Raw genomic sequence first — 21,396 nt, forward strand, 5'->3', positions numbered from 1 at the left:
TTACTTGGTCGCTGCAGTAGCACTGCTTTACAGCACCACTCATGGGATGGCTGTTCAAGTTGAAGGACTGCGTGAGCAAGTGGATCCGCATTGGCGACGGGGAATCAGTTATCTCAAAATTGGACTGCGATGGCTCAAGGGGGTCGTTAATAAAGGACGCCAGTTGTTAATGCCAATTCCCCTGCTCATGAATGACCCACAACCGTGTTTTGCCTCCAAGAAAGCTCAAAAGAAGTACTACGAGAAAATCTGGTTTTCTCGAATTCGCTCGTTACAGTGCAAAACCTTATAGGGGTAACGATACAGAGATGTGTCAGGCGAGCAGGGGCATAGCTCACCACTGAACTAGAGGTGCGTAAGTGAGCCATTGGGGTACCTGTTCGTTCATTAAAAACGCCGTTTGCAATCCTTACACTGATATCGCTGGACTAAATGTCCCATCTTGCAGGCGATCAAAGCCTCGCTTATGGATTTTCTGGCTCTGGCAGTAGGGGCATTCCATTGATCTACATCAAGTTGCGTCGGATGCATTATACCTAGATCCTGTTAATAGATCAGTGCCATCTTATCTATAGTCTGTATTTACTTATCTCTTCTTAGAATAAAAAAGTATGGGTTGGGCACACCCTTTTGATCCATTAATCCAAGAACTGTATCCGCATCAATTTTTCTAAAAATGTCATTAATTGGCAAGTTGTCGTAGATCATAGTTGCACTAACTTTATGATGATGTTCCATCATTCGAATTCTGGCATGACTAACCTCTGTTTTTGATAATATAGTCACTAATCTAAATATAGGTTGAAGACGCTCATTCTTGAGAATTGGGAAGCGAAGTGCCAATTTTGTTGCGGTTGGGTTAGGAGCAACTTTAAATATATTGTTATTGCTATCAGTAAAGAGTAATGGATGAACCTGGTCAGCTGACACAAATTCTTTTCCGTACCAATTTGTAGCTTCTAAAAAGCCATTGAGTGGATGATTCGTCTGAACCTCAGATCCTCGCCATCTAGACATCATAAACTTCAAGTCTACAGGCTCTAAATCATCAAAAATATTTAAGACCTCATCAGTGCTTAATGCTTCTTTTATTAGTTTTGTGTAAACCAGTTCAGCAGAAATCATATGTTTTAGCCTTTTTATTCTGACTTGTTTTATTCGAGAGGTATAAAAACTCTAATAAAAATAGGTTGATCTGGAAATATTAAAGCAAGTATCGCTAGAATTTTCTAGTGTTGGGTTCTAGGCTTCGAGAGATCAATATCTACTTTGGCATAGAAACTTTTTTATATTAAACCACCCTCAACAGCTGTGTTTTGCTTCCATAGCAACAATGTGCTATCACAGCATGGACTTGCAAGAAAATTAAATAGATGGGATGTCAAGATTATCTGTAGCTCTTGTAAGTTTAACTACTTTTTGAGAGAAAAGCTTGGTACCACCATCCGGTTAATCAGGCATACCCCATGCGTAAAGGTCATTAGACAAGCCGATAGATCTTTACAGAGGAGATATGTCTACTCAAAGGAGCTGGCTATGTGAGTTACTAGTCTTCCAAATCTTTAATGATTGCTGCACTTAACCCAAGCATGACTGTCATCACACCAGAATCTATCTTTTAAAGGGCTCAGTCTCTCCCACAACCATTTTGAAAAGCAGGGTATGAGGAGGAACCATTGACATCTATACCTAAACCTAAACAACCGAGGTTTTTACAAGCCGTGCAGTGGGTTCTCGATCCAGTGGGCTACATGCATTCAAACTTCAGGCGTTATGGGGATATTTTTCAAACAGGCTTAAGTTGGGGCAGCTCCAATTCCTTCGTTATGGTTAGCGAGCCTAAAGCCGTTCAATATCTCCTCACTCATGATACTGGCCCAGAATTCTCGGCACCGGGTGAAGTCAATGAACGATTGGCTCCCTTTTTTGGTCGGCAAAACCTGATGTTATTCAGCGGGGCCGAACACCAACGTCGTCGACAGTTGGTCATGCCCGCTTTTCATGGTGACCACCTACCCATCTATGGGCATCTAATTCATAAGATTTGTAGCACTGCGATCGCACAGTGGCCTCTACACCAACCCCTGAATGTTCGCAGTCTGATGGCAGACATCACTAGAGAGATTATCCTCCAGGTGATCTTTGGACAGCATCAAGGCGAACGCTATGCCCAACTAGAGCAGCTGATTCGCATTATCCTCGAGAGAACCAGCGCACCTTCCGCCGCTGCGATCATTCTCTTCCCTTGGCTCCAAAATGATTTTGGTTCGTGGAGTCCCGGGCATCGCCTGCTCCAAGTGATCGCAAAAATAGACAAACTTGTCTTTGCCGAAATCCAGGAACGACGCGCCACCCCTGATCCTGACCGTACTGATATTCTCTCCCTGCTGATGATGGCTCAGGATCAGGACGGCAAGAGCCTGAGTGACCAAGCGTTACGAGATGAACTGCTGACCTTACTGGTTGCTGGGCATGATACAACGGCGACTGCTTTAACCTGGGCCATTTACTGGATTTATTCATTGCCTAATGTGAAACAACACCTTCTCAACGTCCTAGAAACGGTTTCCGACCCCACGACTCCTGCAGAATTTCTCAAGCTTCCCTATCTCACTGCGGTCTGTAACGAGACACTACGGATCTATCCGGTAACCCTGTCGACCTTCCTGCGCCGGGTAGAAGTGCCCATAGAGCTTTGTGGGTATCACTTGGAACTAGGCATGATGGTGACAGGATGCATCTATCTAATCCACCAACGGGAAGATCTATATCCTCAACCCAAACAATTTAGGCCCGAGCGGTTTTTAGAAAAGTCGTTTTCTCCCTATGAATTCATGCCGTTTGGTGGAGGTGCACGTCGCTGTGTAGGAGCGACGTTAGCTCTATCTGAGATGAAAATTATCTTGGGCACTATTCTGAAGCAAGTGGAATTAGTCTTGCTTAACCAACAGCCTGTTCAGCCGGGGCGACGAGCTGTTAACCTGGGTCCCAAAATCCCCATCCGAGTCAAGAAAATTGGTAGTTAAAGCAGAAGCAGGGAGACTTAACGAGGATGGATCGCATGCCACACTAGATTATTGAGCTGTCAAGCCCCATATTTTCTGCTTGAGGTTTGCGGTCGTTCAGTAAAATGTTGCATTCTTGAATGCAGGTTTTTGGTTGGCTTATTGATGTCAGTGAACGCTTCAGGAGTCCCTGATTACACCCCACAACTCTTAGAACTCATGGAACGATCGGGGATTAAGAGTTTTGCCGAACTGTCCAGAACGTCAGGGCTTTCGAGAACGCACATCAATTGGGTCCGACAGGGTCGACTGTTGGATTTACGCTTACACAAGGTTCTCTTATTAAGCGAGGTCTTACAGATTGGGCTAGGTGTGTTGCTATCTACCTTTTCTCATAGAAATTCCGTATTATTACGGAGTTCTCAGACACCAGATAGTTTTAAACAACCTGTTTCCATAACGTTGGGGAGAGAATCTGACCAATCTGAGCAACAATACATCGAACTTCAGCAGAAGATAATGACGTTGCAAAAGGAATGTGAGCATCAACAGGAGCAGCTACGGATTCAGCAAGAACACCTCCTCCTGGAGTATCAAAAATCCACGATTCAGGCTTTAGAGTCTTTGTTATTACAATGGCCAACGGCAGCTTATGCGGCCCGTAAAAACCCTGATGCCCCTGCGGTAAAATTGTTACCTTTACTCGGTCCGCTTGAACAGTTATTAACTTCTTGGGGAGTCGTTCCCATCGGCGAAGTGGGAACTGAAACAGCCTATAATCCTCAGTGGCACCAGGTTATGTCGATATCTGAGCAAGCCCTGAAACCCGGTGATTCAATCCGAGTTCGCTATGTTGGATATCGCCTGGGCGAACAGCTTCTATATCGAGCTAAAGTGTCACCTATCTGAGGGGAACTGTTATCAAAGTTACGGTTAGCCTACCTTTGACTCATCTTCCCAAAGCATTTTTTGGATACGTTGAAATAATCCGTATTTTTCCTGATTTGTTTGTTAGGTCAACTCGGTATTGTTGAGTTAATTCAAACACAAGTCTGAGTTGACTTAACTGACACGATTAATCAAAGGGATCGATACATCATGAGCACCACAACATTAGCCCACCAAGGTCAGCCCCTGATGCAAGCCATTGCCGAGGTGTATCAGCGCTATCTTAAAGGAGAGATTGGTATCCGCCGTTATTCCTCTTTGGTGGATGAACTGATTGAGCAAAACGCTGCCAACACAACTGCGAATGCCCACTGACCTGCAATGGCATCTTGTTCAAACCGTCACGCCACCTGAGTGGTTGATTGCTGATATCCAACAGCTAGCGCCACAGATATCCGGTCATTATCTAGCCCAACTACTCTGGCAACGGGGGATTTGTGACCCCCAGACTATTCCTGGCTTTTTAGATCCGAATCATTACCAACCAACCTCTCCTTCTGCCTTTGGCGCAGAAATGACAACCGCGATTCAGCGGCTGATCCAGGCTCGCGATCGCAACCAAAAAGTAGTGATTTGGGGGGACTTTGATGCCGATGGCATCACTGCAACCGCCGTTCTCTGGGACGGACTCGGACAATTTTTCGCCCAGAATCACTCCCTCACTTACACCATTCCCAATCGCCTGACCGGCTCTCATGGTCTGAATCAACCCGGCATTGAGCGCTTAGCCGCGCAAGGTTATCAGCTGATTGTGACTTGCGATACGGGTAGTACGAATCTTTCTGAAATTGAATATGCCAGAGAACTGGGCCTAGATGTGATCATCACCGATCACCATACCTTGCCTCCTGAAAGGCCCCCAGTCACTGCCATTATTAATCCCCGGTATTTACCAGCGGATCATCCTTTGGCCCATCTGTCTGGGGTCGCGGTGGCTTACAAACTGGTTGAAGCCCTCTATACAGCTTTGCCCCAGGTCCCTCAGCAGCCCCTAAACCATCTATTAGATTTGGTCGCGATTGGTCTGATTGCCGATTTAGTTGCCCTGAAAGGAGATTGTCGGTACTTGGCCCAACACGGTATTCAACACCTTCAGCAACAGCTGACTCAACGCACCCGACCGGGCATTGCCACCCTCTTGGAACTGTGCAAACGGAATGGCGATCGGCCCACGGATATTTCCTTTGGCCTTGGCCCTCGCATCAACGCAGTAAGTCGAATTCATGGCGAGGCTAGTTTTTGTGTCGAGCTATTGACGAGCACAGACCCGGTCCGATGTCGGCAATTGGCAGAAGAAACTGAACTCGCGAACACGCGCCGTAAGTCTCTGCAAAAGGATGTTCTCAAGCAGGTGACGCGCCAGCTTGAACATTTGGATCTGTCCATCACTTCAGTAATTGTTTTGAGTGATCCGCAATGGCCCGTCGGTGTATTGGGATTAGTGGCGGGTCAGATTGCTCAAACCTACGGCCGACCCACCATTCTGTTGAATGAAGAAACGGTGCCTAAAAATGGCGAAGTGAGATTGGCTCGGGGGTCTGCCCGTTCGGTGAATCAAATCGATCTGTATCAACTCGTTGATCGTCAGGCTCCGTTACTAACGAGCTTTGGCGGACATCCGTTTGCAGCCGGATTAAGTTTACCTATTGCCAATATTCCGCTGCTGGTGGAGGGCATTAATCAGCATGCTCGGCAGCAGCAGGCCACGGAACCCGCAGCGGTTGTGCAGGCTGATTTAGCGATCACGTTAGCTGAATTAGCGACGGATGGTGGTCGGTCGCTATTTAAGGAGTTAAAGCTCTTAGAACCGTGCGGAATGGGCAATCCTGTGCCTAAATTGTTGATTCGCAACTGCTGGTTTGAGCAGGTGTGGAATAAGAATATTTGCGATCGCAAGGGGAACAAAGTTCAGTACATCAAAACCACCTTCCAGATCTGTGATACATCCTTTGACAGAGGGTTTCCGGGATTATGGTGGGGGCATTACAAGGAAGAAATTCCCCCAGGTCCCTGTGATGCAGTTGTAGAGCTGGACTTTAATGCCTACGAAAAACGCTATGAGGTGCGCCTAGAAGCGGTCCGTCCGGCTGCAGAGAATCTGACCCCAACATTGGAGTCCCCCATCGTGGATTGGCGGCAGAACCACCACAAGGCTGACCCCCATCAAGATGTCCTCGTGATGAATCACTGCCCCAATTCCTGGTCCACGGTCCAACATTGGGCAAAGCAGGCTCAAACAACTGGTAAGACCTTAGCTGTCGCTTATGAAGACGCTGATGCCCCTGATCCAGTAGCGGTTTGGAAGCAGTTGGTGGGAATGGCTAAATCCCTTGCACGCAGGGAGAAAAGCGTTAGCCTGGCGTTGTTGGAAGCCAGCTTGAATATTGGTCCTCAGGCCTTACAAATGGGTTTAGAGAGCCTGGGCGTTTTTGGGTTTGCGGTGCATTCCGAGGATCAACAGATCCGAATTAAGGTCAATCCATCGGCTCAAGGGGATGCTTCCGTGGATCGTCAAATGGATCGTCAGCAGGCTATTCTCCAATTTGTGGATGCCCTGAGAGAGGAACAGTTTCAACAACAGTACTTTCAAACCGTGTCCGTGGATGTGATGGGTCGGATCATTGCTGAACGGCAAAGTCCTGACCGCGAAATTCGCTAGCTGCTCTAGCAGGGGATGGCCCCACCAACGGCAACATACCCCCTAATTCCCCCTGCACTTGTCTCACGTTCGAAGAATGGGGGGGAATCACGCCAGCCTCAGGGAGAAATTTGAGGACCTGTCGCTATACCTGATTACAGAGCTGTTGATCTGCACTGGAGGCTGGGACCTCGCCGACCTTGGCCTGTTGTTGTCGATGCCCCACAAATCTTTCTAGCGCAATTAATGCCCGATTGTAATCAATAATGGCCTGTAAACGGTTACTCCGGGCTCGAGTTAACTCTGTTTCAGCATTACTCACTTCCAGTTGGGTCCCAATACCCGCCTTAGAGCGCAATCGTGCTAGCTCTAGGCTTTGTTCCGCCTGGGTGACCGCACATTCATTGGTGGCAATATTTTCAAAGCTAGATTGCAGCGTAAAGTAGTTCTGCTCCACTTGGAAGCGAATCAGATTTTTAAAGTTTGCAAACTGAGTTTCAGCGATCTTCGCTCCCAGGGCCTGTTGCCTGGCGTTTGCTTTAGTAGCACCGCCGTCAAACAGCAACTTGTTCACTTGTCCCCCCAAGGAATACCCAAACGCCTCAAAAGAATCGTCGATATCATAGGCAAAGGTCCCACTCGCTGCCACACTGACTTGTGGTCCAAAACTTCCCTTAATCAATCGTTCGTTTTGTTGGGCAATTTGCCGCTGATCTAGAATTTCTCCCAACTCCGACCGATTCTGCTGGGCTTTGACAATCGTATCCGTGATGGATAGGGGCCATAAACCCGCTATCTTGACCGGGTCTGCAGCGCTCAAGGCTGCTCTAGGATTGAGGCTCAATCGTTGGGCCAATTGGCGACGGGCGGTTTGTTGTTGGCTCTGAGCTTGCGAGAGCTGTTGTTTTTGGTTCGCGAGCTGTACTTCTGAGCGCAAGACATCAAAGCGAGTGCCTAACCCCGCTTGCTCCAAGGCCCGAGTATTGTCCAACGTTTCTTCCGCATTTCTTACGGCTGCTTTGGCAATTTGCACCAGCTCATCCGCCTGCTGCATATCGTAATAATCATTGGTCACATCTAGGCGGAGTTGTTGAAGTTGCGTTTCTAGAGATTTTTCAGAAGCTTTAACTGCAGACTGAGCAGCTCGAATACTGGCTGACCGCTGCCCTGAAGTAAATACATCATATTCAAGCTGTACGCTGGTGTTGAACAACGTGTTGGCCGACGAGGGGGCCTGATCTCGAATGACTTGAATTTGGTTTTGCAGGTCTTGAGTTTGATTTTGCAATCCCACAATCGTTTGGTTAACAATTGCCGTTTGTATTGCATTTAGGCCAGGTAATTGGGCTTCAAGTTGCTGAATTTGGTCTTGAATAACAGCAATATTATCTTCGACCTCCTGGACCTGCTGTTCCACCTGCTGATCAATGGCAATCCGGTTCAGGGCAGAATCGGTCTGATTCAGGCTGGCCTGCGCACTGATGGTGGGCAGTTCAGCAGCTTTGGCTTCGGCTAGGGCTGCTTTCGACTGACGTAACTGCAGCTCGACCACTTGCAAATCTCGATTATTTCGCTTTGCCAGCTCTAAAGCCTGTTCTAGGGTAATCGCCTGATCGAGATTAGGGTCGATAGTGACATCTTCAGGGTCAATGGGCACATCCAACACTTTTTGATCTGGGTTTAACACCTTTGGATCAGTCGTGGGTAAACGCAGAGGTTGCTCTTCCATTTCCAAAGGAGTAAGGTCGCTCGCAGCAGGATTTTCCCCTTGCGCATAGGCTGGAGTCGTTAGTGAACCAGCGATGACCAATGCTGCACTCAAATAGCTGGCTTTGTTCCATCTCATCCGCGGTTTCATAATGACTCCCAGACCTGCTGTGTTCGTTTAGTACTCTACCAAATCTATTTCTAACTGAAGATCTAAATGTGCCAGAAAAACTGGAATCAAAGCGAGGATTATGGGCTTGCCTTTATTAAAACCGCTCTATTCGGGCATCTTGAGAATACTGTCCTTTGCTGGTTGGCGATCTGGTTATGCCCTTATCCGTAAGTGTACGCGACATCCAGACCTTAATCCTGTCCTATCATCCTGTCATTGTTATTGAAACCTTAGAAGAAGAGCGCGTTCAAACTCTGCTTCAGCAAGCCACTCAGGAAATGTCTATTCCGATGTTTGAGTGGAGTATTGCCCAAGGACTGATCCGTTCTCCTGGAACGGTGGATGCACCGTGGGTGAATGAATATGCGCCCCCAGGGACGATTAAACCTGCTTCAATTGGCAACACTGGTGAACCCTTAGCGGTCCTCAAACATGTTCAGGATATGACGATTAAGGCTCTGTTCTGGCTTAAAGATTTTGGCAAGCATTTTGAAGATGCGGAAACGGCTCGCCATTTTCGCGAGGCCGCGCAGCTCTTTTCTCAAAAACGCTCTGCGTTTGTGTTGACCGGTGACAATATCGAGTTGCCGAGGGAGATTGAGCATGATGCGGTTGTCTATGACTTGAAACTCCCCGATCGCGATGAACTCTCACAGACGGTTAGAGAGGTGGTGCGAACAATGAGACACAAACATCGCACCATTGTGGAATTAGAAGACCCGGATATGCAGGCCCTGGTGCAAGCGATGACGGGAATGACGCTGAAGCAAGCTCGCCAAGTTCTAGCCTACGCCGCTTTAGATGATGGCAAATTAACCACAGGTGATGTGGAGCGAATTCTCCATCGTAAAGCCCAGCTGATTCGAGCGGGTGGGGTTTTGGACTACCTCCCCGTCGAAGATAATCGTGTGGAATGGGGCGGATTTGCCAATCTCAAGAACTGGCTCGCTCGGGCTCAGGTGGGATTTAGTCCAGCAGCTAAGGCATTGAATCTTTCCCCGCCCAAAGGCATCTTAATTGTGGGGATTCAAGGGTGTGGCAAGTCTCTGGCGGCCAAAGCCATTGCCCGCGAATGGAAAATGCCCTTGCTGAAACTGGATGCGGGGCGTCTTTACGATAAGTTTGTCGGCGAATCCGAGAAGAATTTTCGTAAGGCCATTTCCTTAGCAGAGTCTATGTCCCCGACTGTCCTGTGGATTGATGAAATCGAGAAGAGTTTGGGGGCGACTGGAGCTGACACCGATGGGGGCTTGAGTCGGCGGATGTTTGGTTTTTTCCTGACCTGGATGCAGGAAAAGTCCCAGGAAGTGTTTGTGGTGGCGACCGCGAATGATATCTCCCAGATCCCACCAGAGCTCCTGCGCAAAGGTCGCTTCGACGAGATTTTTTATGTGGATTTGCCAGACTTGCAAGAACGCGGTGCGATCCTTCGGATTCATCTGACGCTACGCAAGCAGGATCCGAGTCATTTTGATATGCCCACTCTTTTGCAGGCGACGGAAGGCTATAGTGGTGCTGAAATAGAGCAGGGAGTGGTAGCAGCCCTCTACCGAGCCCTCTACCTGGAGACCCCCTTGAATACTGAACTACTGGTCCAGGAAATTCAGAGCATGATTCCACTATCTGTCTCGCGACAAGAACATTTACAGCAGCTGCGCGACCTTGCTCAAGATCGGTTTATGAGTGCAAGATAGCCCTTGAGCCCATGCTTGGCTTCCCTTTACACGGCCCAATGCCCGAATTTGAATCTTCTGTTTATCATTTTTATCTGTTCTAGGTATGCATAAAACCATTCACCTCTCTTCAATTCTCTTTGGGACAGCAGCAGCCCTTGTTTGGGTGCAGCCTGCCCAAGCGTTGAGTGTCGCAGAAGTCAGTAAACTGGCCAAAAATGTCACCGTTCGAATTAGCAGTCCAGGCGGGATGGGCTCGGGGGTGATTGTCAACCGCAAGGGGGATACTTATACCGTTGCCACAGCAGCTCATGTCGTTGATTTACCCAATACCTACGATATCCAAACCCCTGACCAGCAAACCCATAAAATCACGTCATCCAGTATTCAAAAATTCCAAGGGGTGGATCTGGCTATTGTCCAATTCACAAGCGCCCAAACTTACGCGGTGGCCAAGATGGGCAATGTTAACGATGCCCCTGAAGGCACCCCCATTTTCGTGGCCGGTTTTCCAGCCCGTACCCTGGCCCTAACAGAGTCCATTTACAACTTCACCGAAGGGAAAGTGACCGCCAATGCCACAAAACCATTGGCGGACGGATATGCGCTGGTTTACTCCAATAGCACGTTGCCAGGCATGAGTGGGGGGCCTGTATTGGATGACCAGGGCCGACTGGTGGCTATTCATGGTCGGGCTGATACGGCAACGATTCAGCCCCAAGATGAGCAGACCAACCCCGATATCTATATCAAGACGGGTTTTAATCTAGGGATTCCCATTAATACCTTTCTCAATTCATTGCCTTCGACCCTCGCCGCCCTGAATCTAGGAACCCTTGATCCACGCCCAGACGTGAATGAACCCACTGCCGCAGATTTTTATCTACAAGGGGGAGATAAACTGAAGCGTAAAGATTATGCAGGAGCCGTTGCCGATTTTTCTCAAGCCATTGAGCTAGACCCTGAATATGTGGAAGCCTTTTATGGTCGTAGTCTGGGCCACTATCGACAACGAGATTCGGCCAAGGCGATTGAAGATTTAACCCAGGCTATCCAATTGAATCCAGAGTATGCCCAGGCCTATGTGCAACGGGGTGTGGTGAAAGCCAATTCTAGAGATACGCCGGGGTCGCTGAATGACTATCGGCAAGCATTAGTCCTCAGTCCGTTGGATGCCACCATCCTCTATCGGCAAGCATTATCCCAAACCCAACTTTGGCGATATCAGGGGGCGATGTTTTCGCTGAATCGTGCGATCGCATTTAAACCCCAATTTGCAGAAGCGAAGGTGATGAAGGGGGTCATTCAGGTTTTACAGGATAAAACCAGAGGGGGCAATCCTACCGATCAATCCAAAACGATTGCCGAATTGGAACAAATCCGATGGCTTCCCTTTAACTCAGCCATCACTGATATCCATAAGGGCTTGCTGAGCAGCTTGCAGGGCGACAAGCAAACGGGCCTGCGCCTGCTACAGTCTGCTGCTTTTAAGACACAGCGGGAGGGGGATAATCAGTTGAATGATATTATCCGGGCCACCCTCTTAAAGCTATCTCGCTGATTCAGTGCACCGACTAATCTTCGTAGATTCGAGCCTCAGGGGCGTTAGGGAACTCTTCGCAATATTGTTCAAAGTTGCTCTTGGGTTTCTCGACGAAATCGCTTTTCTTGAGGATATCGCTAATGGAAATGATGCCAAGCAGGTGCTCTTTGACCACAGGTGCCCGACGAATCCCAGTATTGGCAAACAAACGGGCGACGTACTCGACCCCTAAATCAGGATTGACCACAATACAGGGTTTGGTCATGATTTCGTAGACCTTCATCTTTTTGGGATCATAGCCAAAAGCCGCAACCTTATAGACAATATCCGTTTGAGTCACCATGCCATAAGGATCACCCCCATAGCGAGGCTCTACAATTAAGGCTCGAATGCCTTTATCTTTCATCTTGCTGACCGCGTCGGCAACAGTTGCTGAACCACTGATGGCAACAACATCGCGCGTCATAATTTCTTCTGCTCGCATCATGGCTTTAGACTCCTTGGGGCTAAGGTAAGGGGGATGAAGGGAAGAATAATTTACTCTAAATGGTGTGAGGATGACTGCGCCATCTTCAACGGAGGCTGTCCTGAAGGGCGAGGGGGATGGGCTGAGTGATGGTAGGTGGATATCCCTTCCGCATAGGCCTCGACGACTTGACCATTGACAGCACAAGACACCAGTAAATAATCGCAACTTGGACACTCAATCTGGTGAACCAGCCCGCCTGGACATTTGAGATGAGTGGGATAGGAACTCGTAAAATAGAGTCGCCGTGCGGCTGATCCACATTGAGGGCAGCAGACGGTTTGGGCAGAACTCGTTCCTATTTGACTCATGCTCATTTCCTGATGGCGTGCACAATTTAGAGATGCTTATCCACGGCAGTCGTAAATTTCTCGTAGGGATTCATGCCCACAAGGGTTTCTACAAGTTCACCGGATTTGAAGACTAACACCGCAGGGATGCTGCGAATGCCAAATTGCTTCGCAACGCTTTTATTCTGGTCAACGTCAACTTTGGTCACTTTGACCCGGCCATCGTAGTCCGCAGCCAGTTGGTCCATCATCGGACTCACTTTTTTACAGGGGCCACACCAGGTGGCTGTAAAGTCAACCACCACGATGGGCTCATCTTTGATTAGTTGCTCAAATTCATTGTCTTGAACGTAAGTTACAGCACTCATAAGAATTTAGGAGAATTAAAGTAGGGTATCTTCTTGGTGGGTTTGAATCGTGCAGTCAGAAACCGGATAGGCCACACAGGTTAAGACAAAACCAGCCGCGATTTGATCGTCATCCAGGAAGGACTGATCGGACTGATCAACTTGTCCTGAAATCACCTTGCCAGCGCAACTGGAGCAAGCACCCGATCGGCAAGATACAGGGAGATCCATGTCATTTTCTTCCGCTGCATCAAAGATATACTGATCGTCTTCAACAGCAATCGTGGCATCAATACCTTCTGCCTCATTAATTAGCCTGACGTTATAGGTTGCCATGTATTCAAATCCTTTTTAGTTTGATAGGTAAAGTTCGGTGGCGACCAATCAGAACCACGGAGGTAGAAGACTTGAAGTCAATCTACTGTGCTTTGGTAAGTGTTATAAAATGCACATTTGGTCAAAAAAAGGGGACTAACTGCGTCTAAACGGCTGTTGGGAGAGTGATCCAACTCAACTTGAATTAAGATGGTGAGTATTACTAAAGAACCTGGCAATAAGAACAGTCCAGAAAGTTCTAGACCATTCTGGTCTGTTCTTTATATCCAATGGTTTATTTAGCAAAAGGTCCGTTACATCTCTCTACTATACACCTAAAAGGTGTACATTCCTTGTTATATATATCCAAAACGCAATTTCCTTGTAACATTGCTCTTAGGACGCATCGGATGGTCTCATGTCTGCTGAAAAATGGGATGTAAGTGAAGTCAGTCTGAGGCTGAATCAAGGCCGTCGAGCCAAGGCAGCGCAAGGTGGCTATGCCGGATATGGTTCTCCTCCCTTTGGTCAAGTGGCTCACAATGGGGAGCTAATCGATAATCCTCGGGAGGTGGAAATCATTGAGTTGATTCGTCGCCACCATAAGTCTGGCAAATCGCTACAACAAATCGCGAATTGGTTAAACCAGCACGGTTACACAACAAAACGGGGTCGCCAGTGGCAGCGGATCTCTGTGAAGCGAGTTTTAGATCGCTTGTATGGCAAGACATCACGTATTTCTGGGGTGACTCAACCGTCTCAGGCGGATTGATCCGATCGTGACTGGATTAATCCAGTTAGGTGTACAAATGCAGCAAAGTGATCCAATGATGTGTACTCCCAATTTAGAGGAGGCCATCAATTACCAGCCGTTAGTGTTAGCACCTGACACCTCCCTAGTGGATGTGATTGCCCAGATGAGCCAAATGCCGTTCAGTAGCTGTGCATTAGGAACAGAACCGCACCATTCTGCCGATACAGAACAGGCTCCGACTCGACCGACCTGCGCCTTGATTATGCAAGATCAAGATATTGTGGGCATTTTGACGGAGCGGGATATTGTGCGCTTTGCCGCTGCGGGGATGGATTGCGATCGCATCACGGCTGCCGATGTGATGGCTCATCCAGTTAAGACATTATCCTTGGCTGATTTCAAAGATATCTTTGCCGTTATGTTTCTGTTCCGTCGATATCGAATCCGCCATTTGCCGATTGTTGACGATCAGAACAAACTCATTGGCCTTACAGAGCCCAGTAGTCTGCGACGCGTGTTGAAACCGGCAAATCTCCTCAAGCTTCGTCGGGTGTCCGAGGTGATGTCAACTGCCGTTATTCATGCACCGCCTCATTGTTCAGTCCTGAGTCTGGCCCAGTTGATGGCGCAGCATCGTGTCAGTTGTGTGGTCATTGTCGAACCTGCCCCAGATGACGGTCTTAAACCGATCGGTATCGTCACGGAGCGAGATATTGTCCAATTTCAAGCCATGCAGTTTAACATTGGCCAAATTACGGCAGTTGAGGTGATGAGTTCACCCTTGTTTTTACTGGACCCAGGGGATTCTCTCTGGTCCGCCCATCAAGAAATGCAGCGAAGACGCGTACGGCGCTTGGTGGTGTCCTGGAATTGGGGACAAGATTTAGGAATTGTCACGCAAACCAGCTTGTTAAAGGTATTTGACCCGCTAGAGATGTACGGCATTATTGAAACGCTACAACAAACAATTGAGCAGCTAGAGGCAGAAAAGGCCTCGCACTGGCATCAACGGGATGCAGAAGTGAGCTAGGCCATATCGAGCAAGGCTGACTTTACACACTTAATTGTCCAGCGATTTATGGGCTACCTTATGGACATTTTCTTCCCAGTTCACGCCATCAAAGGGCAGCACCTCCATAGAGTTCGGTGGAGTATCCAAACAGCGAACATTGACATCGTAACCATCAGGGTTAGATCGAGGAATATAAAAGGGCTTGACGCCACAGATCCGGCAGAAGGTATGCTGGGCAACCCCTGTATTAAACCGATAGGTGGTGAGGGCGTCTTGCCCTTGCAACAGGGTAAATTTGGATTGAGGCACAATAAGATGCAGAAATCCAGATTTTGAGCAGATAGAACAGTTACACTCATCGACCTGTAAGTCCTTGGGGGCCTCAACTTCGAACCGCACTGCACCACAGTGACAACTTCCTGAATATTTCAAGGAACACCCCCCAATACACTGACGATGGATCTATCTTATGCTGGGCAAAGATTTTGACAGCCATGTTTTACCATGCAGTGAATTATGCAACAGTTGTTGACAAATCGTTTCCGGGGATTATGGCTGGGGGTCGCTGTTTTAGAGGCTGATTTGCAGCAGAGGAATCAGCCATCCAGTATTGACCAAACCTCTACTTCAGGCTGTTCTTGGTCCGTTCCACCAGAGGGTCTGGGATGGTGGGATGAGATGGCAACTTCCGCTCAAACATTGATGCAGCCCGCCCCTTCTCCTTCGTCTGCACGTCAACCACTAGACGATGATTTTGCCTTAGCTCGGCTGATTGCCAGAGCGTTGCCTATAACGTTGTTCTTTCATGAGGATCTGACCCAGCTAGAAGCACAACTGAGTTATTGTATACCGGGAGTGGCGAATCCTCGTCTTCGAGATGGGGTGATTGGGATTGGGGTTGCGATCGCACTCCTCTGTCAAGAACAGGCCCATCCGCATACGCTGATCTCCCAACTTTTAAACCAGCCTTTCTGGTTGACCCGGACATTACCCAACCAGCTTTATCGAGTTCAAGACCTCCTACAGGATCATGCCAGCTTAGCCACTGCCGAAAAAGACCTCGGGCGGCAATGTTCTACCCCTACAGAATCTTTGGAGATGTCCATTGCCCTGGCTCTTTTCTGTTGGGCGAGCACCCCCGACTCATTCGCCTTAACCCTGACTCGGGGGAGATCGCTCACGTCCTCTCCTATTCCGTCCACCCTGATTGCTTGCGCTTTATCGGGGGTCTTCAACGGTTCCGAGCGCATCCCTATCGATTTGCAGAGTCCACTATTATCCTCATCGTCTCCAGTCTCAAGGCAGGATATCCTTGGCCTTGCCGACCAATTCTTATCGGTCTGGTCAGGTTGTTGTTCCTCAATAACGCTACCCTTAGGGCAAACGGTGGTAGCTGCGCCCGGTATACTTAGACCCCGTGGCTAGACCGCGAAACTGAACGGTTGAGAGTCTGCCTGCCCCATGGAGCCATTACGGTATAGCTGAGTTGACTATAATTGAAGCACTCGAACATTTTGCTGATCAGCAGAGGGAACTCCGTCATGGCAACACAATTTAGTTTGACCCATCGGGTTTTGCGGAACTGAATGGAAACGTCGCCTTAGCCGTCTAACCCTCCAATGAAGAAATTACTTCGTTCTCAGAAGCTTCGTCTAGACCGCTGGCTATCTACAACGGCCGCGTCACGGATTCCCAATTTTCAAGGCGTTGGCAATCGTCGAACCCTCAAACAGCAATCTCCCTTGCTATTGGCTGTGTCTGTTGCAGCTCTGACTAGCGTGATCGGCCATCGTTTCTATCACGAGCCCCAATTAACCATTGGCACGATTGCCCCTGAAACGATTAAAGCCCCGGATTCTGCCCAAGCCCCTGACCCGATCGCTACGGCTGACGCTCGGGAAAAAGCTCTGCGCGACGCCATTAGCGTCTATATGGTCAATTCTTCCTTGACGGCCAGTATTCAAGCAGAACTGGATGCTTATCTGGCTGATATCCAAAAATTCCGAGAATCAGCCGGGAAATTTCCCTACGCCTCGACCCGAATTTTGTCTCCTGCGGTACAGCATTTTCTCAGACAGCAGAATACAGCGGAATTTCAAGCCCTATTGAAGCAGGTCAATGCCACAACCCCAGCTTCTACCCCTAGGTTGAGAGCCCAAGCTGCGATCACTGCCCTTAGACGATATCGAGAGAAAGAAAAAGATAGGGCTCAATGGTCCAAATTGATGCAGCAGATCACCCAATCTCAGCAGAACTATCAAGCCGCATTAGGCGATGTTCCGCCCCGATTGCAAGGATTTTCCAGCCAGGCCCTATTGGCATTTACTGAACCCGAATGGGCGATGGCCAAAAAACGCCTCCGGACCGCCTTAAAGCGCATTCTTACCCAAGGGATTCCGCCAGGATTACCGGTTGCTGTTATGCAACAGGCGGCAACGGTCCAGGTCGAAAATTATCCCGCCAGGGTGCAATCCCTCGGTCTCAAATTATTACCCCTGGTTCTGAAGCCGAATCTCAGCATTGACCCGAGGGGCAATTTACGCCAGCGCGAACGGATTGCAGAACAAATTCCTACCACCTTTGTTCCGATCCGCAAGGATGAAATCATTGTCAAAGCAGGAGACCCGATTTCTCAATCCGATTTTGCCGTTTTGGAGCATTTCGGTCTCAGCCGGCGGGGGATCAACTGGTTAGGGCTCATTGGAACTCTAGCTGCAGTCAGTGGCGGGATTGCCGTGTTTTTAGTTGTACAAAGACGCTGTCGACCTGACTTTGGCCGCCGAGATTATCTTTTGGTGTTAATCCTATCTGCCAGTGCCTCGCTTTTGATTTGGACAACGGGGCTCACCTACACCAGTTTGCCTGCTGTGGGTTTGCTGATGGGCAGCTTTTATGGTCCCGTTTTAGGCGCAACCGTGGTCATGATTTTGTCGGGGTTGATTCCGCTAGGGCTCAGTAGTGGATTTATGGAGTTGGGGGCCATCGCCGCCGGGAGTTTGATTGCCAGCCTGGTGGTCCGTCAACGCCGATCTCGGGAGGAGATTGCCCTGCTGGGGGTGATTGTCGCCATCACGCAGGGAATCACGCTGTTTGTCCTGATGACTGTTTCAGGTGCCCCAGTCTACAGCATTCTGGGTCTTTCTCTGATTCAAGGCCTCGTGGGATTAGGATGGACGATTGTGGCCCTGGGCGTCAGTCCCTTTATTGAGCATGTCTTTGATCTGGTTACGCCCATTCGTCTGGCAGAATTAGCGAATCCCAATCGCCCTTTACTCAAACGTCTTTCAAAGGAGGCTCCCGGTACTTTCCAACACACGATGTTTGTGGCGACATTAGCAGAGGCGGGAGCCAGTGCATTGGGTTGCAATGTGGAGCTGGTGAGAACGGGGACCCTCTACCATGACATTGGCAAAATGCATGACCCTCAATTTTTTATTGAGAACCAGCGAGACACGACCAATAAGCATGATCTGCTCAATGATCCCTGGCAAAGTGCCGAGATTATTAAGAAGCATGTGTCCGAGGGATTAGTGATGGCGCGAAAATGTCGCTTGCCTGCAGCTGTTCAAGCCTTTATCCCCGAGCATCAAGGGACGATGGTGATTGCGTTTTTCCACCATCAAGCTCAGCAGCAGACAGCGGCTAATCCTGATCTCGACCCGGTGCAAGAATCCGATTTTCGCTATCCTGGCCCGATTCCCCAATCCCGAGAGACGGGGATTGTGATGTTGGCTGATTCCTGTGAAGCAGCCTTGAGATCGCTCAAAGATGCCACGCCGGATCTAGCCCTCAAAACCATCAACAAAATCTTTAAAGCCCGCTGGCAGGACAACCAGTTAGTGGAGTCCCACCTCACTCGCGATGAATTAAATGTGCTGGCCGAGGTGTTTGTAGAAGTATGGTTGCAGTTTCATCACAAGCGCATTCCCTACCCCACGGCAACCATCCCCCCCAAGTAAGAGAAAATATGTAACACTACTTTGGGTATCTCTGGTGTTCAGCCAGAGATGGATCATATTCCCAGATTTTAGTTCCGTTTTGTTGAGGAAACCCTATGGCTTTAACCGCTGGCACTGCTGCTCCTGCGTTTACGACTAAAGACACCAATGGCAACTCGGTTTCCCTTGCAGATTATGCCGGGAAGACGGTTGTCCTGTATTTTTATCCCAAGGACGATACCCCTGGCTGCACGAAGGAAGCCTGTAGCTTTCGCGATAACTACAGTGCTTACCAAGGCAAAGATATCGCGGTCTTTGGCGTGAGTGGCGATGACGAAAGTTCCCACCAAGACTTTACCAGCAAGTTCAATTTGCCTTTTCCCCTCTTGGCCGATGTTGACCACAGCCTAATGAAGGCCTATGACGTGGATGGAGGCGGGTATGCCCAGCGCGTCACCTATGTGATCAATGGTCAAGGACAAATTGATAAGGTGTACACCTCCGTCAATACCGACACCCATGCCACTGATATTTTGGCTGACTTAGGTCTGTAAGTCAGGTAGAGGAAGGCCCTCTGCACAAAATTGATCTTGTCAAAACGCCAGGAGTAAAAACATCCTCTTGGCGTTCTTTTCGGTTAGGTCTATGCTGCTCACAGACCCCCATCGTAGACAAACTGATATGTTGCCCATTCTCTATTCGGATCGCTTTCTGGAGCATTTGACGGGGCCTTATCATCCAGAGAAACCAGAGCGGCTAACGGCGATCAAACGGGCATTAGAGGAGATGCCCGGGGCAGAGCAGTTGCAGTGGGTCTCCCCCACGCCCTTGACGCAAAGAGATCCCTTAGATTGGATCAATCAGATTCATACTACTGACTATGTGCAGCAGGTCCATTCCTTGGCTGCATCTGGGGGCAGTTATCTCGATCCAGATACGGTGGTGTCTCCCCACAGCTACGAAGTAGCCTTGCTGGCGGTGAATGCTTGGTTAGATGGAGTGGATCAGGTGTTGGCCCACCAATCTCCTGCCTTTGTGTTAGCTAGACCCCCAGGCCACCATGCGGTGCCAGAAACGGGGATGGGATTTTGTTTGTTTTCTAACGCTGCGATCACAGCCCACTACGCCCTTACTCAACCCGGAATTGAACGCGTTGCCATTCTTGACTGGGACGTCCATCACGGCAACGGCACTCAAGCGATTGTTGAGTCCCATCCCCAGATAGCCTACTGTTCGCTTCATCAATCCCCTTGCTATCCCGGCACGGGTGCAGCAGAGGAAACCGGATTGCATGGTAATGTCCTCAACCTGCCGATGCCAGCAGGCAGCACCTTGGCGGATTATGAATCGCAATTTAGAGACAAGATTATGCCCTTTTTCAGGGACTTTAAGCCTGATTTACTGTTCGTCAGTGCTGGCTACGATGCCAACGCTGTCGACCCACTAGCTGGCATTAATCTGATTCCTCAAGACTATGGCGTCTTTACTCAATATTGCTTGAAGCTCACACCTAAAATTTTGTTTGGTTTGGAAGGAGGATATGACTTATCTGCATTGGCCCAATCGGTCACGGCAACGATTCAAGCCTGCCTCAGAAACTCAAATACTAAGATTTAGGTTTTTAATGACTACTTAAAGGGTCAGAAAATGAAAGAGAAATACTCTATATTTATTTAATATTTTCAACAATCAAGATGATTTACTTAAACTAACTTGGATGAAGTTAGAGTCTGCTAGCTTTACATTAAAATCCCTTCTCTTTCCAATACTGCTCTGATGTCTTCTGATTTCGCTAGTATATTAGCCTTAGGAAAGCGTATTTGAGTAAGTCCTTGAATATTTGAAAACTCTGTACACCCTTCTTCTAAGAGAATAATTGCTTTTTGAAATCCAAGCCTTCCCTGAAATAACCCAGCTTCATGAATCACATTCGCACGAGCATGATATTTACCATCTTGATCTACATCTTCAGCCGTCATAATTAAAAAAGCAAAGGCTGCTTTGTCTAGCATATCTTGGAGCCGTTGCTGAGTAGTCTGGCCTGCGGAAGGTTCTCGATTAAATTCATCCCATTCTAATTTTAACCGCTGACTCAGAAAATTACTTAGTTCCAGCCAGATTTTTGATCTGCCATGTCCGATAAAAATTTTATTTCCATCCATGTGTGATTGGACCAATTTTTGCTGACTATTTTGTAAACTATTTTCCCAGCTATTGTCTCTAGTTAGATCAATATTAGTATTTTCTAGAAAGCGATATCCTTTTGCTGTGATTCGATCAATAACAGCCCCAGTAGGACCATCAAAACTTTGCCCTAGAGTTCTTACTTCTGCTAAGCCATACTCCTTTAGAAGCAATATATGTTCGTATATTTCTGAGAATTTTTCCTGTTTAGTTTTAAGCAGTTGATGTGGCCCACCATACTGAGCCAGGGCTGTTTCAAGTTCGTCAGAGGTAATTCAAAAGCACTGAAAGTCCGCAAGGAGCAAAAGCGCTATGGAAAATCTAATCACACAATCATCTTGGTT

General features: G+C 48.4%; 19 protein-coding genes and 3 pseudogenes. 13 read left to right on the forward strand and 9 right to left on the reverse strand.

The annotated features are described in order from the left end of the window. Window positions 1-292: pseudogene (locus Q0991_RS20720) on the forward strand (transposase); the annotation flags it as partial. A 34-nt stretch (window positions 293-326) separates the two neighbouring features. Here the strand turns inward: Q0991_RS20720 and Q0991_RS20725 are convergent. Continuing rightward, window positions 327-502 (reverse strand): annotated as a pseudogene (locus Q0991_RS20725) (IS1 family transposase); the annotation flags it as partial. An 80-nt stretch (window positions 503-582) separates the two neighbouring features. Continuing rightward, window positions 583-1,125 (reverse strand): DUF4334 domain-containing protein, encoded by a 543-nt coding sequence (locus Q0991_RS20730; protein WP_299492126.1) that lies wholly within the window; start codon window positions 1,123-1,125, stop codon window positions 583-585. A 551-nt stretch (window positions 1,126-1,676) separates the two neighbouring features. On the opposite strand from Q0991_RS20730, the gene Q0991_RS20735 reads away from it, so the two are divergent. From Q0991_RS20735 to recJ, 4 genes are all read left to right on the forward strand, one after another. Beyond that, window positions 1,677-3,026 carry a cytochrome P450 gene (locus Q0991_RS20735; protein ID WP_299492128.1) on the forward strand — a complete coding sequence of 450 codons (1,350 nt, stop codon included), beginning with the start codon at window positions 1,677-1,679 and terminating at the stop codon, window positions 3,024-3,026. A gap of 144 nt (window positions 3,027-3,170) precedes the next feature. Beyond that, window positions 3,171-3,914 carry a hypothetical protein gene (locus tag Q0991_RS20740; protein ID WP_299492130.1) on the forward strand — a complete coding sequence of 248 codons (744 nt, stop codon included), beginning with the start codon at window positions 3,171-3,173 and terminating at the stop codon, window positions 3,912-3,914. A gap of 189 nt (window positions 3,915-4,103) precedes the next feature. Continuing rightward, window positions 4,104-4,268 (forward strand): hypothetical protein, encoded by a 165-nt coding sequence (locus tag Q0991_RS20745; protein WP_299492132.1) that lies wholly within the window; start codon window positions 4,104-4,106, stop codon window positions 4,266-4,268. Then, complete coding sequence (gene recJ / locus Q0991_RS20750; protein WP_299492134.1) at window positions 4,258-6,612, forward strand: single-stranded-DNA-specific exonuclease RecJ; 2,355 nt, start codon at window positions 4,258-4,260, stop codon at window positions 6,610-6,612. Before Q0991_RS20745 ends, recJ begins: the two co-directional genes overlap by 11 nt. A 124-nt stretch (window positions 6,613-6,736) precedes the next feature. Here the strand turns inward: recJ and Q0991_RS20755 are convergent, their stop codons facing one another. Further along, on the reverse strand, window positions 6,737-8,437 hold the full coding sequence (locus tag Q0991_RS20755) for a TolC family protein (protein ID WP_299492136.1): 1,701 nt from the start codon (window positions 8,435-8,437) through the stop codon (window positions 6,737-6,739). A 188-nt stretch (window positions 8,438-8,625) separates the two neighbouring features. Between Q0991_RS20755 and Q0991_RS20760 the strand changes: the two genes are divergently transcribed. Both Q0991_RS20760 and Q0991_RS20765 read left to right on the forward strand, forming a co-directional pair. Continuing rightward, entirely contained in the window at window positions 8,626-10,164 is a 1,539-nt protein-coding gene (locus Q0991_RS20760) for an AAA family ATPase (protein WP_299492138.1), read from the forward strand. An 85-nt stretch (window positions 10,165-10,249) separates the two neighbouring features. Next, window positions 10,250-11,704, forward strand: coding sequence for a tetratricopeptide repeat-containing serine protease family protein (locus Q0991_RS20765; protein ID WP_299492140.1), 1,455 nt, complete (start codon window positions 10,250-10,252; stop codon window positions 11,702-11,704). A 13-nt stretch (window positions 11,705-11,717) separates the two neighbouring features. Here Q0991_RS20765 and Q0991_RS20770 read toward each other — a convergent pair whose 3' ends face one another. Genes Q0991_RS20770 through Q0991_RS20785 form a run of 4 tightly spaced genes read right to left on the reverse strand, consistent with a single transcriptional unit; the run spans window position 11,718 to window position 13,185 of the window. Beyond that, on the reverse strand, window positions 11,718-12,173 hold the full coding sequence (locus tag Q0991_RS20770) for a CBS domain-containing protein (protein ID WP_299492142.1): 456 nt from the start codon (window positions 12,171-12,173) through the stop codon (window positions 11,718-11,720). A gap of 50 nt (window positions 12,174-12,223) precedes the next feature. Beyond that, window positions 12,224-12,523, reverse strand: coding sequence for a hypothetical protein (locus Q0991_RS20775; protein ID WP_299492144.1), 300 nt, complete (start codon window positions 12,521-12,523; stop codon window positions 12,224-12,226). 26 nt (window positions 12,524-12,549) lie between these two features. After that, the gene (trxA, locus tag Q0991_RS20780; protein WP_299492146.1) at window positions 12,550-12,870 is read right to left on the reverse strand and encodes a thioredoxin; all 321 of its coding nucleotides are present in this window, start codon (window positions 12,868-12,870) and stop codon (window positions 12,550-12,552) included. 15 nt (window positions 12,871-12,885) lie between these two features. Beyond that, window positions 12,886-13,185, reverse strand: coding sequence for a 2Fe-2S iron-sulfur cluster-binding protein (locus Q0991_RS20785; protein WP_299492148.1), 300 nt, complete (start codon window positions 13,183-13,185; stop codon window positions 12,886-12,888). A 397-nt stretch (window positions 13,186-13,582) separates the two neighbouring features. Here Q0991_RS20785 and Q0991_RS20790 point away from each other — a divergent pair, with 397 nt between their 5' ends. Both Q0991_RS20790 and Q0991_RS20795 read left to right on the forward strand, forming a co-directional pair. After that, complete coding sequence (locus tag Q0991_RS20790) at window positions 13,583-13,936, forward strand: recombinase family protein (RefSeq protein WP_299492150.1); 354 nt, start codon at window positions 13,583-13,585, stop codon at window positions 13,934-13,936. 7 nt (window positions 13,937-13,943) lie between these two features. Next, window positions 13,944-14,948, forward strand: a complete 1,005-nt coding sequence (locus tag Q0991_RS20795) for a CBS domain-containing protein (RefSeq protein ID WP_299492152.1) — start codon at window positions 13,944-13,946, stop codon at window positions 14,946-14,948. 30 nt (window positions 14,949-14,978) lie between these two features. Here Q0991_RS20795 and Q0991_RS20800 read toward each other — a convergent pair whose 3' ends face one another. Beyond that, window positions 14,979-15,362 (reverse strand): GFA family protein, encoded by a 384-nt coding sequence (locus tag Q0991_RS20800; protein WP_366525027.1) that lies wholly within the window; start codon window positions 15,360-15,362, stop codon window positions 14,979-14,981. An 84-nt stretch (window positions 15,363-15,446) separates the two neighbouring features. Here Q0991_RS20800 and Q0991_RS20805 point away from each other — a divergent pair, with 84 nt between their 5' ends. The 4 genes from Q0991_RS20805 (at window position 15,447) to Q0991_RS20820 (ending at window position 20,485) form a co-directional block, all read left to right on the forward strand. Next, entirely contained in the window at window positions 15,447-16,355 is a 909-nt protein-coding gene (locus Q0991_RS20805) for a hypothetical protein (protein ID WP_299492154.1), read from the forward strand. A gap of 194 nt (window positions 16,356-16,549) precedes the next feature. Continuing rightward, complete coding sequence (locus Q0991_RS20810; protein WP_299492156.1) at window positions 16,550-18,889, forward strand: HDIG domain-containing metalloprotein; 2,340 nt, start codon at window positions 16,550-16,552, stop codon at window positions 18,887-18,889. A 95-nt stretch (window positions 18,890-18,984) separates the two neighbouring features. Continuing rightward, the gene (locus Q0991_RS20815; protein WP_299492158.1) at window positions 18,985-19,422 is read left to right on the forward strand and encodes a peroxiredoxin; all 438 of its coding nucleotides are present in this window, start codon (window positions 18,985-18,987) and stop codon (window positions 19,420-19,422) included. A 127-nt stretch (window positions 19,423-19,549) separates the two neighbouring features. Continuing rightward, a complete protein-coding gene (locus tag Q0991_RS20820; RefSeq protein WP_299492164.1) occupies window positions 19,550-20,485 on the forward strand; it encodes a histone deacetylase in 936 nt (311 codons plus the stop codon). 122 nt (window positions 20,486-20,607) lie between these two features. Here Q0991_RS20820 and Q0991_RS20825 read toward each other — a convergent pair. Further along, a pseudogene (locus tag Q0991_RS20825) lies at window positions 20,608-21,024 on the reverse strand (TIR domain-containing protein); the annotation flags it as partial. Between the last annotated feature and the right edge of the window lie 372 nt (window positions 21,025-21,396).

It is taken from the genome of Acaryochloris sp. IP29b_bin.137, assembly GCF_028285745.1.
In the GTDB taxonomy this organism is placed as follows: domain Bacteria; phylum Cyanobacteriota; class Cyanobacteriia; order Thermosynechococcales; family Thermosynechococcaceae; genus Acaryochloris.

Bases quoted from the DNA above. Each gene is read 5' to 3' on its own strand.
- Q0991_RS20730 (WP_299492126.1), bottom strand. From the start codon at position 1,125: ATGATTTCTGCTGAACTGGTTTACACAAAACTAATAAAAGAAGCATTA.
- Q0991_RS20740 (WP_299492130.1), top strand. From the start codon at position 3,171: ATGTCAGTGAACGCTTCAGGAGTCCCTGATTACACCCCACAACTCTTA.
- Q0991_RS20745 (WP_299492132.1), top strand. From the start codon at position 4,104: ATGAGCACCACAACATTAGCCCACCAAGGTCAGCCCCTGATGCAAGCC.
- recJ (WP_299492134.1), top strand. From the start codon at position 4,258: ATGCCCACTGACCTGCAATGGCATCTTGTTCAAACCGTCACGCCACCT.
- Q0991_RS20755 (WP_299492136.1), bottom strand. From the start codon at position 8,437: ATGAGATGGAACAAAGCCAGCTATTTGAGTGCAGCATTGGTCATCGCT.
- Q0991_RS20760 (WP_299492138.1), top strand. From the start codon at position 8,626: ATGCCCTTATCCGTAAGTGTACGCGACATCCAGACCTTAATCCTGTCC.
- Q0991_RS20765 (WP_299492140.1), top strand. From the start codon at position 10,250: ATGCATAAAACCATTCACCTCTCTTCAATTCTCTTTGGGACAGCAGCA.
- Q0991_RS20770 (WP_299492142.1), bottom strand. From the start codon at position 12,173: ATGATGCGAGCAGAAGAAATTATGACGCGCGATGTTGTTGCCATCAGT.
- Q0991_RS20775 (WP_299492144.1), bottom strand. From the start codon at position 12,523: ATGAGTCAAATAGGAACGAGTTCTGCCCAAACCGTCTGCTGCCCTCAA.
- trxA (WP_299492146.1), bottom strand. From the start codon at position 12,870: ATGAGTGCTGTAACTTACGTTCAAGACAATGAATTTGAGCAACTAATC.
- Q0991_RS20785 (WP_299492148.1), bottom strand. From the start codon at position 13,185: ATGGCAACCTATAACGTCAGGCTAATTAATGAGGCAGAAGGTATTGAT.
- Q0991_RS20790 (WP_299492150.1), top strand. From the start codon at position 13,583: ATGTCTGCTGAAAAATGGGATGTAAGTGAAGTCAGTCTGAGGCTGAAT.
- Q0991_RS20805 (WP_299492154.1), top strand. From the start codon at position 15,447: ATGCAACAGTTGTTGACAAATCGTTTCCGGGGATTATGGCTGGGGGTC.
- Q0991_RS20810 (WP_299492156.1), top strand. From the start codon at position 16,550: ATGAAGAAATTACTTCGTTCTCAGAAGCTTCGTCTAGACCGCTGGCTA.
- Q0991_RS20815 (WP_299492158.1), top strand. From the start codon at position 18,985: ATGGCTTTAACCGCTGGCACTGCTGCTCCTGCGTTTACGACTAAAGAC.
- Q0991_RS20820 (WP_299492164.1), top strand. From the start codon at position 19,550: ATGTTGCCCATTCTCTATTCGGATCGCTTTCTGGAGCATTTGACGGGG.